This window comes from Cupriavidus sp. 94F1 (assembly GCF_057798875.1).
The window spans coordinates 469,500-481,869 of the sequence record NZ_JBYOJT010000004.1; the positions used below are offsets into that span (position 1 = coordinate 469,500).

At 65.6% G+C, this 12,370-nt stretch carries 15 protein-coding genes; 6 read left to right on the top strand and 9 right to left on the bottom strand.

Features of this window, described 5'->3' with window-relative positions; genetic code table 11:
* Positions 1-219: 219 nt before the first annotated feature.
* From flgJ to flgB, 9 genes are all read right to left on the bottom strand, one after another.
* Positions 220-1,242, bottom strand: coding sequence for a flagellar assembly peptidoglycan hydrolase FlgJ (gene flgJ / locus AC3FJ6_RS13060; RefSeq protein WP_488772266.1), 1,023 nt, complete (start codon positions 1,240-1,242; stop codon positions 220-222).
* Positions 1,242-2,426, bottom strand: a complete 1,185-nt coding sequence (locus tag AC3FJ6_RS13065) for a flagellar basal body P-ring protein FlgI (protein WP_488772267.1) — start codon at positions 2,424-2,426, stop codon at positions 1,242-1,244. The genes flgJ and AC3FJ6_RS13065 overlap by 1 nt, the downstream gene beginning before the upstream one ends.
* Positions 2,427-2,433: 7 nt before the next feature.
* Positions 2,434-3,138 carry a flagellar basal body L-ring protein FlgH gene (gene flgH / locus AC3FJ6_RS13070; RefSeq protein ID WP_153950103.1) on the bottom strand — a complete coding sequence of 235 codons (705 nt, stop codon included), beginning with the start codon at positions 3,136-3,138 and terminating at the stop codon, positions 2,434-2,436.
* An 8-nt stretch (positions 3,139-3,146) separates the two neighbouring features.
* Entirely contained in the window at positions 3,147-3,932 is a 786-nt protein-coding gene (gene flgG / locus AC3FJ6_RS13075; protein ID WP_092598974.1) for a flagellar basal-body rod protein FlgG, read from the bottom strand.
* 55 nt (positions 3,933-3,987) lie between these two features.
* Positions 3,988-4,731 carry a flagellar basal-body rod protein FlgF gene (gene flgF / locus AC3FJ6_RS13080; RefSeq protein ID WP_153950102.1) on the bottom strand — a complete coding sequence of 248 codons (744 nt, stop codon included), beginning with the start codon at positions 4,729-4,731 and terminating at the stop codon, positions 3,988-3,990.
* A 26-nt stretch (positions 4,732-4,757) separates the two neighbouring features.
* Entirely contained in the window at positions 4,758-6,005 is a 1,248-nt protein-coding gene (gene flgE / locus AC3FJ6_RS13085) for a flagellar hook protein FlgE (protein ID WP_487522453.1), read from the bottom strand.
* A gap of 69 nt (positions 6,006-6,074) precedes the next feature.
* The gene (locus AC3FJ6_RS13090; RefSeq protein ID WP_153950100.1) at positions 6,075-6,743 is read right to left on the bottom strand and encodes a flagellar hook assembly protein FlgD; all 669 of its coding nucleotides are present in this window, start codon (positions 6,741-6,743) and stop codon (positions 6,075-6,077) included.
* A 48-nt stretch (positions 6,744-6,791) separates the two neighbouring features.
* Positions 6,792-7,199 (bottom strand): flagellar basal body rod protein FlgC, encoded by a 408-nt coding sequence (gene flgC / locus AC3FJ6_RS13095; protein WP_092598962.1) that lies wholly within the window; start codon positions 7,197-7,199, stop codon positions 6,792-6,794.
* Positions 7,200-7,212: 13 nt separating this feature from the next.
* Positions 7,213-7,629, bottom strand: coding sequence for a flagellar basal body rod protein FlgB (flgB, locus tag AC3FJ6_RS13100; RefSeq protein ID WP_066742590.1), 417 nt, complete (start codon positions 7,627-7,629; stop codon positions 7,213-7,215).
* A 408-nt stretch (positions 7,630-8,037) separates the two neighbouring features.
* Here flgB and flgA point away from each other — a divergent pair, with 408 nt between their 5' ends.
* From flgA to AC3FJ6_RS13130, 6 genes are all read left to right on the top strand, one after another.
* Positions 8,038-8,793 (top strand): flagellar basal body P-ring formation chaperone FlgA, encoded by a 756-nt coding sequence (gene flgA / locus AC3FJ6_RS13105; RefSeq protein WP_153950098.1) that lies wholly within the window; start codon positions 8,038-8,040, stop codon positions 8,791-8,793.
* A gap of 134 nt (positions 8,794-8,927) precedes the next feature.
* Positions 8,928-9,359, top strand: a complete 432-nt coding sequence (flgM, locus tag AC3FJ6_RS13110; RefSeq protein WP_488772268.1) for a flagellar biosynthesis anti-sigma factor FlgM — start codon at positions 8,928-8,930, stop codon at positions 9,357-9,359.
* A gap of 7 nt (positions 9,360-9,366) precedes the next feature.
* Complete coding sequence (locus tag AC3FJ6_RS13115) at positions 9,367-9,831, top strand: flagellar protein FlgN (RefSeq protein ID WP_488772269.1); 465 nt, start codon at positions 9,367-9,369, stop codon at positions 9,829-9,831.
* Between the two features lie 171 nt (positions 9,832-10,002).
* Complete coding sequence (locus tag AC3FJ6_RS13120; protein WP_175459908.1) at positions 10,003-10,173, top strand: hypothetical protein; 171 nt, start codon at positions 10,003-10,005, stop codon at positions 10,171-10,173.
* A gap of 150 nt (positions 10,174-10,323) precedes the next feature.
* Complete coding sequence (locus AC3FJ6_RS13125; RefSeq protein WP_488772270.1) at positions 10,324-11,352, top strand: FUSC family protein; 1,029 nt, start codon at positions 10,324-10,326, stop codon at positions 11,350-11,352.
* A 101-nt stretch (positions 11,353-11,453) separates the two neighbouring features.
* Positions 11,454-12,353: a YihY/virulence factor BrkB family protein gene (locus AC3FJ6_RS13130; protein WP_488772271.1), complete on the top strand. Its 900-nt coding sequence runs from the start codon at positions 11,454-11,456 to the stop codon at positions 12,351-12,353.
* Positions 12,354-12,370: the final 17 nt, after the last annotated feature.

Genomic DNA, 12,370 nt, shown 5'->3' on the forward strand with positions numbered 1-12,370 from the left:
GCTAGCCAGCGGCGAACGGCCGACGGCGGTGGATGTGTTGGTTATCGGCGGAAATGCGGCGCGACTTTAGCGGCGCAATGCCTTGGAATACCCGGCATTTGTGAGCGATCACTCTCATCGAAATGCAATGCAGAAGCGCAAACAGCGCGACCGCTACACGGTCACGCTGGATGGGGAACGGGGCGGCGACGTATGTTGCTGTCATCACCGCCGGCGGCGTCAGGTCGAGACTTTCTTCATGATCCGCACGAGCTTCTCGCCGTAGGCCGGATCGGTGGCATACCCGGCGCGTTGCAGGCCATGGGCAGCTTCCTCGGCGTTCGAGGCGGTCACCACGCCCGCATAGCGCGGGTTGTTGCTGATCAGCTTCGCGTAATCGTTGCAGGCTTCCTCATACGAGCCGTAGGCGCGGAATTTCGCGCGCACCTTCTGCGGCTGGCCGTCCACGTACTCGGTGGTCAGGATCTCGGTGGTCGGTCCCTTCCAGTTGGCGCCTGCCTTGATGCCGAATACGTTGAAGGTGCTCGAACCATCGGGATTGCGGATCTCCCGGCGGCCCCAGCCCGACTCCAGCGCGGCCTGGCCCACGATCAGCTTGGCCGGCACGCCCGAGGCGCGCGACGCCGCCATGGCCGGCTCGGCCATGCGGTTGACGAAGTTGCTGATGTGCTCCGGCGAATCGTCCGGCAACTGGCCCAGCTGCGCCTGGCCATTGCCTTGCCAGTCGGCCTGGTTCTGGTATTGGCGCAAACCGGCGGTCGGGTTCCACGCCGCGCCCGGCAGCGTGGTGCCGACTGGCGGCGGACCATCGGCGTCGGTGGCGCCGCGGCTATCGAGCATCTGCGCCATTTGCGCGTCGCGCACGCTCGCGCCCGTGATCCCGCCGGCGCCATTCATGCCGGCCGGCAGTGGCGTGCCGGTGGCGCGTGCCAGCTGGCGAATCATGACATCGGCCAAGCCGATGCCGCGCGACGACAACTGCTGGGACATCTGCTGGTCCATCATCGACATGTAGAGCTTGGTCTGCTCGTTGTCGAAAAGGCCGTCGGACGGCGTGGCGTCGCGCATGCTCTTGAGCACCATCTGCGTGAACACCGCCTCGAACTGCTTGGCAGCGGCCTGCAGCGTCGTCGCGTTGTTGCCGGCGCGGGCCTGGTTCTTGAGCGACTCGAATCCCTGCGTATCCAGGGCAAACCGCTGCGAGATATCGGCCTGGCCGCCAAGCGTGGTACCCGCCGACATCAGATGATCTCCAGTTCGGCGCGCAGCGCGCCGGCGGAGCGCATGGCCTCCAGGATGGTCTGCAGGTCGGCCGGCGTGGCGCCCAGCGCGTTCAGGCCCTTGACCACGGCGGCCAGTGACGCACCCGCCTTGACGATCTGCAGCGAACCGCCGTCACGCTTGAGGTCGATCTGCGACACCGGCGCCACCACGGTCTGGCCCTGGCTGAACGGAGCCGGCTGGCTGATCACCGGCTGCGTATTGATGACCACCGACAGGTTGCCGTGAGCAATCGCGCAGTCTTCCACGGTGACCGCCTGGTTCATCACGATCGAGCCAGTCCGCGCGTTCAGGATGACCTTGGCGGCGGCCTTGGCCGGCGTCACATCGATACTCTCGATACGGGCCATGAAGCCCACGCGTGCGGTCGGCGTCTGCGGCATGCGAACCTGTACCACGCGGCCGTCCATCGCGGCGGCGGTGCCCGGGCCCATGTTGCGGTTGATCGCCTCGACCACGCGTTCGGCCGTGCCGAAGTCCGTGTCCTTCAGCTCCAGGTTCGTGAAGCCGTTTTCGGGCTGGAACGACGCCACGGCGCGTTCGACGATCGCGCCGTTGGCGATGCGGCCCACGGCCAGCTGGTTGATCTGCACCTTGCTGCCGTTGGCCGACGCGCCCGCGCCGCCCACCAGCATGTTGCCCTGGGCGATGGCGTAGACCTGGCCGTCGGCGCCCTTGAGCGGCGTCATCAGCAGCGTGCCGCCGCGCAGGCTCTTGGCGTTACCCATCGACGACACCACGATGTCGAGCTGGCTGCCCGGCTGGGCATAGGCCGGCAACGTGGCGGTGACCATCACGGCAGCCACGTTCTTGAGCTGCATGTTCTTGCCGGCGGGCAGCGTAATGCCCAGCTGCGACAGCATGTTGCTCAAGCTTTGCGTGGTGAACGGCGTCTGCATGGTCTGGTCGCCGGTATTGTCCAGGCCCACGACCAGGCCGTAGCCCACCAGCGGGTTGTCGCGCACGCCCTGGAACGTCGCCAGGTTCTTCAGGCGTTCCGCATGCGCGGCGCCGGCGCCCAGACCCAGTACGAGCAGGAGCAGCAGGCAGGCAAAAGATACCGCGCGACCTGAGCGGGAAAGACGGCCGGGCGGGTTGCCAAAATACGAGCCTGGCTTGTGGAAAGGCATCGGAGGCAGAAACATGGCGGGATCAGTACGGTAAGACATTGAGGAAGAAACGCTGCAGCCAGCCCATGTTCTGCGCCTCGTCGATATACCCCTTCGCGGTGTATTCGATGCGCGCATCCGCCACCTGGGTGGACGGTACTGCGTTGTCGCCGGTAATCGTGCGCGGATTGACCACGCCCGAGAAACGAATGAACTCGGCGCCCTGGTTGATCGCCATCTGCTTCTCGCCGGACACCACCAGATTGCTGTTGGGCAGCACCTCGATCACCGTCACGGTGATCGTGCCGTTGAAGGTGTTGGCGGCACTGGCGCCGCCCCCGGCCTTCAGCGAGTTGGCACCGTTGATGTCGGCGTTCTGGCTGGTGCTGAACAGGCCGCTCAGGGCACGCGGTACCGCATTGAACGCCAGCGCGGTGCTGCCGGTGCGGTTGGCGTTGGTGGCAGAGTTCTTGCTCGCGTTGACGTTCTCGCTGATCACGATGGTGAGAATGTCGCCAACATTACGCGGCCGCCGATCCTCGAACAGCGGATTTCCCGCGTACGAGGATGCGTAGATCGAGCCCGTGGCAGGGGCCATCGCGCGCGGCTCGGCGCGTGCGGTGGTGGGCATCTGCACAAGCGGCTCCCTGGGCATCATCGCGCAGCCGCCGCTTGCCAGCGCGGCCAGGCCGACGATGGCACGAACGACGAGTGGGCTGATGCGATACTGCGTGGCGGCCATGATCATTCCCGTTCTTAGCCCATCTGGCTCAGACGCTGCAGCATCTGGTCCGAGGTCTGTACCGCCTTGCTGTTGATTTCGTAAGCGCGCTGGGTCTGGATCATGCTGACCAGCTCTTCCACCACGTTCACGTTCGAAGCTTCGACGTAGTTGTTCTGCAGCGTGCCGGCGCCATTCAGGCCAGGCACCGACGTGTTCGGCGCGCCGGAGGCATCGGTCTGCACGTACAGGTTTTCACCCAGGCTTTCCAGGCCGGCCGGGTTCGGGAACGTGGCGACCTGGATCTGGCCCACCGTCGCGGCGTTGGTCGAGCCCGGCTGCATCACGGTCACCGTGCCGTCGCGTGCGATGTTCACCGACGTGTAGTTGGCCGGCAGCGTGATGGCCGGGTTCAGCACAAAGCCGCTGGACGTCACCAGCTGGCCGTTCGGATCCACCTGGAACGAGCCGTCGCGCGTGTACGAGGTGGTGCCGTCCGGCATCGTCACCTGGAAGAAGCCCTGGCCGATGATGGCCACGTCGCGCGAATTGCCCGTTTGCGTCGGGTTGCCTTGCGTGTGGATGCGTTCCGTGGCCACGGGGCGCACGCCGGTACCCAGCTGCATGCCCGACGGCAGCACGGTCTGGTCCGACGACAGCGCGCCCGGCTGGCGGATCGTCTGGTACATCAGTTCCTCGAAGACCGCGCGGCTGCGCTTGAAGCCCGTGGTCGACACGTTGGCCAGGTTGTTCGAGATCACGTCCATCTGCGTCTGCTGCGCATCGAGGCCGGTCTTGGCGATCCAGAGAGAGCGAATCATGGAGTTGTCCTGGTTCGAGAGTTCGTTATGCGTGCGACGGGTGCCGCGCGCATCATCAGTTGTTCGACAGCAGCGAATTGGCCCGCTGGTCGTTGGTATCGGTGCCCGAGATCATCTTCATCTGCATCTCGAAGCGGCGCGCGTTGGCGATCATGTCCACCATGGCCTCCACCGGATTGACGTTGCTGCCTTCGATCGCGCCGGCAATCACGCGCACGTTGGGGTCCTGCTGCAGCGCGTCCACGCCGGGACGCAGGCGGAAGTAGCCGTCGTCGCCGCGCGCCAGCCCTTCGGGCGGTGGCGTGACCACGCGCAGCTTGCCCACCTGGGCCAGGCCGTTGGCAGCCTCGCCCGGCCCGCGCGCCACGATGCTGCCATCGGTACCGATCGACACCGTCGAGCCGGGCGGCACGGCAATCGGGCCGCCGTCGCCCAGCACGGGCCGGCCGGCCGACGTCTGGAGCTGGCCGTCGGCCGACACCTGCAGCGAACCCGCGCGGGTGTAGGCCTCGGAACCGTCAGGCATCTGCACCGCCAGCCAGCCATTGCCCTGCAGCGCCACGTCGAGATTGCGGCCGGTGTAGGTCAGCGGGCCGGCCCTCATGTCGGCGCCGGGCGTGGACGCAAGCGTGAACGCCCGCGTCTGCATTTCCTGGCCCTGCACCGGGACGGCCCGGTACAGGTTCACCTGCGCCTTGAAGGCGGGCGTCGAGGCGTTGGCCAGGTTGTTCGATACCGCGGCCTGCTGGTCGAGTATCTGCTTGGCGCCCGACAGGGCGGTGTAGAGCATGCGGTCCATGGCGAGTGCTTCTGGCTAGGCGTCGATCAGATGTTCACCAGGGTCTGCAGGACGGTGTCCTGTGCCTTGATGGTCTGTGCGTTGGCCTGGTAGTTGCGCTGGGCCACGATCAGGTTCACCAGCTGGCCGGACAGGTCGACGTTCGACTCTTCCACGGCGTTCGACTTCAGCGTACCCATCGCGCCGCCTGCCGTCCCCAGCAGTTCCTGGCCCGACGCGCCGGTGGCCGACCACACGTTGTCGCCTTCCGGCTTCAGGCCTTCGACGTTGCCGAACGATGCCATGGCGATCTGGCCCAGCGACTGGGTCTTCTCGTTCGAGTACGAGCCCAGGATCGTGCCGTCTTCCTGCACCGAGAAGCCCAGCAGCGCGCCGGACGCATAACCGTCCTGCACGATCTTCTTCGGGTCGTTGTCCGAACCGAACTGCGTCGAGCCGGTCAGGTCCAGCGTGGCCGACATCGCGGCAGCGCCGTTCTTGGGCGGCAGGGTAACGGTAGCCAGCGCGGCCGGCGTGACCATCTTGCCGCTGTTGTCGAATTCGACCGGAATGGCCGCGGGCGCGGCCGGCGTGGGGTTGCCCACGGGCGTGCCGTCCGGCAACGTCAGGTACATGTTCCAGATCGTGCCCTGGGTGTTCGGGGCGGCCGGCGTGGTGTTCGTCTTGGCGAAGTACGCGGTCAGCTGCTGCTTGTTGCCCAGCGAGTCGTACACCGTGATCGACGTGCTGTAGTTGAACATCGACGAGGTCGGCGGGTTGCCCGCGCTCGACGTAAACGCCGGGTTGGTCGGCAGCGTGCTGCGCGAATCGAGCTGGAACTGGGCCTGGATCTTGGTCGTCGGCTGCGGGTTCATCTGCGCGTTGCTGATGACGATCGGTTGCGGTGCCACGCCGCCGGCGGTGGTGCCTGCCGGGTAGCCCGTCACCTGCAGGCCCGTGGCGTTCACCAGGCGGCCGTCGTCCAGGCGGTTCAGCTGGCCGTTACGCGAGTAGAACACCGAGCCGTCGGTGTTCGTCAGGCGGAAGAAGCCGTTGCCGTTGCTGATGGCCACGTCGAGGTTGCGGCCCGACGTCGAGATGTTGCCGTTGGTGAACGACTGCACGACGGCGTTCACGCGCGTGCCCAGGCCGATCTTCGAGCCTGCATACACGTCCGCGAACTGTGCCGTCGATTGCTTGAAACCAACGGTGTTCGCGTTGGCGATGTTGTTACCGATCACGTCCAGGTTGGACGCCGCGGCGTTGAGGCCGCTTACCCCTTGACCAAAACCCATGATGTTTCCCCTAAGTAGGCTGTCGTTCGTGAAATGCCCGCGCGTATGCCCGGACCGGGTGAATCGTTATCAGGAAATGCGGCGCACGTCGTCGACGTTGGCCTTCTTGCCGTCGCCCAGTTCCACCAGCACGCCCGAGCTGTCGCCGCTGATGGCCTGCACCTTGCCGTAGACCAGCGCGACCGGCGCCACGTCCTTGCCGTTGGCGGTGGCGGCCACCTTGAAGGTGTAGTCGCCGTTTTCCACGGCGTTGCCCTGGTCGTTCTTGCCGTCCCAGGCGATGTCGTGCACGCCGGCGGTCTGGCCCTTCATGTCGATGTTGCGCACCACGTTGCCGTTCTTGTCCAGCACCTGCACGGTGACGGCATCGGCCGTCGACGGAATGTCCACGCCGATCTTGCCGACGGCGCCGTCGGCCACGCTCACGGTGGAGCCCGGCACCATCACGGTCTTGCCGATCAGGCTGGCGGAATCCATGGCGCGGCTGGCGGCGGTCTGCGTCAGCAGCTGCGTCATGGTTTCGTTCATGGTCTGCAGGCCGCTCACGGTGCTGATCTGCGCCAGTTGCGACGTCAGCTGCGCGTTGTCCATCGGATTGAGCGGATCCTGGTTGTTCATCTGCGTGACCAGCATCTTCAGGAAGTTGCTTTGCAGGTCGGCGGCGCTGGCGCTGCCGCTTTGCAGGGCCTGGTTCACGCCCGAGTTGGAGGTGCTGTTGCCTACGGTGGAAGTTGCCATGGTTGTGCGGTTTATTCCGGAAGAGATTTCGATCGGGACTTGCTGCCGTTACTGACCGATGGTCAGCGTCTTGAGCATCATGTTCTTGGCGGTGTTGAGCACCTCCACGTTGGCCTGGTAAGAACGCGACGCCGAGATCATGTTGACCATCTCTTCCACCGGGTTCACGTTGGGCATCGTCACGTAGCCGTTGGCGTCAGCCAGCGGATGCGTGGGGTTGTGGATCATCCGCGCGGGCGCGGAATCCTCCATCACGCCGGCCACCTGCACCCCGCCCACGTCGGACTGCCCGGGCGTGGGCGCCATCTCGAAGATGACCTGCTTGGCGCGGTACGGCTGGCCGTTCGGCGCCACGGCGCTGTCGGCGTTGGCCAGGTTCGACGCCGTCACGTTCATGCGCTGCGACTGCGCGGCCATGGCCGAGCCGGCCACGTCGAAAATGTTCATGGAAGCCATGGTGTCTCCTTCCTTACTGCTGGATCGCGGACAGCATCGTCTTGATCTTCGAGCTCATCACGGTGAGGCCCGCTTCGTAGTGCACCGTGTTGTCGGCAAACGCCACGCGCTCGGTATCCATTTCCACGGTGTTGCCGTCGATGCTCGACTGCAGCGGAATGCGGTACTGCAGGTCGCGGTCGCTCGTGCTCATGGCCGGCGCCTGGGCGGGCAGATGACGCGCGGACGTAGTCGACAGCGACACGCCGTCGCGCTGCTGGTTGCCGCGCTCCACCGACTGGGCCAGCGTGCTGGCGAAGTCGAAATCGCGCGCCTTGTAGCCCGGCGTATCCGCATGGGCGATGTTGGAGGCAATGACCCCTTGCCGCTGGGTCCGCAGGCTCAGTGCTTCCTGCTGGAAGCGGAACGCCGCATCGAGTCTGTCCATGATGTCTGCCTTTCCTGCAATGGCTTCATTTCGGGGAGAGAGCTGCCGTAGACCTGGGTATACCTGCTGGTTACCGCCGGCCGGGCTTCTTCAGGGTTGCCATCTTAGGGGCCGGGTTGTCACGCCAATCGTCTGAATAGGGCCGAGAAACCTGTGCATTTCCGGTTCGGCTTCCCGCGCGAGGCTGCCTACAATGGGTCCCACTGACTGGCATGGCCGGACGCCGCATCGCGGTGCCAGGCGGCGCCACGCAAGGCGCCCCGGTCAGCGCGCGGCGAGGCTTTCATTCACGGTGGGCAGGCGGCGCGCGACGTTTACAGATGTTCAACTGTTGTGCGACGGCATCGCACGCCTGACGGGTATACGACGCCCCGGCCACCGCTGCCGTCTACATCCTTGCTGGGATGCCCTATGAATTTCCATCGACAGGCCGTCACGCTGATGGCACTGGCCGGCATTGCGCTGGCGGGCCCGGTACTGGCCGCCGCACAGGCCACGCCGGTCGCGCCGCCGGGCGCCGCCCAGGCGCAGGCCGCCCGCAATCCTTTTGCCAACGACGACCCGGCCCGGGTTGCCGTCGAACAGTTCCTGCTGCGCCAGTCCGCCGGGCTGCCGGGCAAGGTCAGCGTGCAGGTGGTGCCGCCCTCGGGCGGCCGCGCGCCCGAATGCGTGGACCCCGAACCGTTCCTCCCCGCCGGTGCCGCGCCGTATGGGCGCGTCAACGTGGGGCTGCGCTGCGGCGGCGAACGCCCATGGACGCGCTATATGCAGGCCCGTGTGTCAGTGCTGACTGACTACTACGTGGCCGCGCGCGCCATGGGCCCGGGCGAAACCGTGACCGTGGCGGACCTTGAATTGCGTCAGGGCGACCTGGGCGCACTGCCGCGTGCGGTGGTGACGGATGCGTCGCAACTGGAAGGGTCGGTCGTGGCCAACCGCATCGCTGCCGGCTCGCCGATGCGCACCGACCTGATTCGGAAGCCGATCGCCGTGAAGTCCGGACAGACCGTCAACGTGACCGTGATGGGCGATTCGTTCCAGCTGTCGAGCGAAGGCAAGGTGCTGACCGACGCCGCCACGGGAAACCCGGTGCAGGTGCGTCTGCGCAACGGCCAGGTGGTCAGCGGCGTGGTCCGCAGCGGCGACACGGTCGTGCTGCAGCAGTAGGCCCTAAAGCATCACATACGTCACTTTTTCTAGGTTTTCGCAGTAACGGGAAGTTAGTCATCACACGGGCTGGGATCCCCGAAACAGCAGGAAGCAGACAGCCGTATCCACTGGCGCAGGCGGACCGTGCGAGAATGCGGGCCACCTGCTCCGAGGTCGACCCGAAAACCGGCGAATCCGCCGGCAGACAGCCTAAAGTTTCCGGTGGCCAGGTCGATAACTCAGAGGAACCCAGCAAGGATTTCACCGTGAAGATCAACAACTCCACTCCGTCCCGGCCCGCCGACACTGCGGCTACCGAAGGCAACGCCCGTGCGGGCGCCAACGGTGCCACGTCTACGGACCCCTCCGCCCTGACCGGCGTGCGCGTCAGCCCCCTGGCCGCACAGGTGCGCGACATCGGTGCGCGCCTGATGCAGGACAGCGATAGCGACATCGACGCTGCCAAGGTTGCGGAAGTCCGTCAGACCATTGCGGAAGGCCGGATCAAGATCGATCCAAGCAAGATCGCCGATGGCCTGCTCGCCTCTTTGCATGAGCTGAGCCAGGGCGGTAGCCAATCCTGAACCTGACATGAGCCAAGCTGCACTGATCCAGTCCCTTTCGGTTGAAGCCAACGCCATCGCCGCTTTCGGGCGCGCCCTATCTGAAGAGCGCGACGCCATCAAGCGGCAGGATTTCCAGGCACTGAGCGAACTGCTCAACAAGAAGGTGGAACTGGCTCAGGCGCTGACCCGCGCCTCGGCCTCCCGCGAGGCGCAGATGATCGCGCTTGGCCTGCGTGTCGGCGACGGCGGCCTGCTGGTGGGGCGCGAAGTCGAACCGGCCGTCACCGAGGCATGGCGCAAGGTGGTGTTCTTCGCCCACAAGGCCAACGACGCCAACGAGCTGAATGGCGCCATCGTCAACGCCCATTTGGAATTCACGCAGGAAGCCATCCAGGTGCTGCGCCAGGGCGGCATGGGACCGAACGAGATGTACGGCCGCGATGGCAAGGCACAGGCGGCCGCCAGCGGCGTGAGCCTGGCGGCAGGCTGAAGCGCCACCTCGCGCCGTCGGCGCGTCAGAGCCTGCCTACGTCAGGCTCGGCCATTGCCTGATCGCAAACGACAGGCATCCTCCCTACATTGACATTGAGCCACCCGCTGTTGCCTGCCCGGCGCAGCGGCGTGACGTCCGGTAACCAAAAGAATCTCCGGAGGTACAGCCATGTCATTCCTGCTCTATGTAATCGGTCTCGTGGTGCTCGTGGGCGGCATCGCCTGGGGGCTATCCGTGGCCGGCGTCGCGCATGTCTATATCGGCATCGCCTGCGTGATCGTGCTCGGCATCGGCATCATGATGGCGGTGTCGCGTACCCGCGCCAAAGATCCGTCATGATTGCCGCGGCTGGCTGACACCGCCGTGGATCTCGAACGCACAACGCCGGGTCTGGCCCGGCCCGCCCACCCGCAGAATGTAAACATTGCGGAACATGGGCCTCGCTCTATACACTCGAAGCGTTCAGATCTCCGCACGGTGATCGCCGCCATGTTCGAGGCACTGCGAAAAACAACCAGCGCGCTGCTAGACCCCGACCGACGATTCCGGCAGGCCCGCATCTTCCACGCCACGCGTGTGGCGCTGGCCCTGCTGGTATCGATTGCGCTCACCACCGGCATCAACATCCCCCACGGCGAATGGGCCACCATTACCGTGCTGGTGGTCATCGGCGGGCTGCAGCACCACGGCAATATCCGCCGCCGGGCCGCCGAGCGCGGCGCCGGTACCCTGATCGGCGCATTGATCGGGCTATTCCTGATCATCCAGGAAACCTACTTCGGCATCCCGACACTGACCTGGGGCCTGATGGCCGTCATCTGCGGCTACTGCGCCTACCACGCCGTAGGCAAGGGTGGATACATCGCCCTGCTGACGGCGGTGACGGTGGTCATCACGGCAGGCCACGGCAACCAGGATGTCTATGACGCGCTGTGGCGCACCGTGGATGTCCTGATCGGCACCGCCATCGCACTGGTCTTCTCGTTCGCATTTCCGGCGTATGCGTCATATTCCTGGCGATTCAAGCTGGCCAGCCTGCTGCGCGCCTGCGCCGCCGTGCATGCCAAGATCGAGCGCGGCGAGCGCGACGAGAAGGAACGGCAGCAGGACATGATGAAGCTGTCTGGCCTCCTGGTGCAGATGCGCAGCCTGATTCCATCGGTGTCGAAGGAAACCCGGGTGCCGACGGCCGACCTGGAAGAGGTTCAGCACAGCGCCCGGGTCTGCATCAGCGCCCTGGAGATGCTGGCCGCCATCGATCCCGACGCCACCGAAGAAACCAGCGGCGAGCGCAATATCCGCGACCTGCTGCTGGAGATGGCGGCCGCGCTGGAAGCTGCGGACGAGACGATGGTGCACCAGCACGCCTCGCTGCCGTCGCCGCACCCCGACGATCCTTCGATCGGACACAGCTCCCATGCTTTTCTGACGCTGCAGCTTTCGGCCGAACTGGCTCACCTGCGCGATCACCTGTCGACGATGGCGGCGCAAACCCGGTTTCCGTACGGACGCCGCTGAACGGGCGCCGCCTCTCCTGGTGGCGCCGTGTCAGACAACATCCCCTTGCCTTGCGCGCCGCCCTCGGCCACATTGAGGGCACCCCGTCCCGGTGTGCCGCCATGCAACTCCTCGACGCCCGCATCCGCCTGGTGCTTCGGCAGCCCTGGCGTTTCCTGCTCGATGCGCTGGTCCACTTTCGCGCCAACCAGGGCCTGTTGCTGGCTGGCGCCGTGGCTTACTACGCGCTGCTGTCCATCGTGCCGCTGCTGATCCTGATGCTTATCGGGCTGTCGCAGCTGGTTGACCCTGTCGAACTGCTGGAAACCGTGGAACGCTATCTCGAATGGCTGTTGCCCGGGCAATCGCACGCGCTGGTCACGGAACTGGCCCGGTTTCTTAACAATCGCGGCGTTATCGGGTGGGTGCTGGCGATCACGATGGTTTTCTTCAGTTCGCTGGCGTTCACGGTGCTGGAAAACGCGATGTCGGTGATCTTCATCCATCGCGTGGCCATCCGGCGGCGCCATTTCCTGGTGTCCGCGATCCTGCCCTACTGCTACATCCTCGTGCTCAGCGTGGGGCTGCTGATCGTGACCGTGGTGGCGGGGGGCCTGCAGACCATCGGGGAACGGCATCTGGAGGTGCTGGGCCACGACTGGTCGCTGGGCCGCCTGTCCGGCTGGCTGCTATATGGGCTGGGCTTCGTGGGCGAGATCCTGCTGCTGACGTCGATCTACCTGGTGATGCCGGTCGGTCGGCTATCGGTGCGGCATGCGCTGGTCGGCGCGGTCTTTGCCGCCGTCCTCTGGGAAATCTCGCGCCATGTGCTGGTCTGGTACTTTTCGACACTTTCCCAGGTCGGCAAGGTCTATGGGTCGTTGACCACGGCCATCGTGGTGCTGCTGAGCCTGGAGATCGCCGCCACGCTGCTGCTGTTCGGCGCGCAGATCATCGCCGACTTCGAGCGCGGCGGCGAGGCAACGCCGGTGGCAACCGATGGCGAAACCTTTCGCACGTGATCGCCACGCGCGAAAGT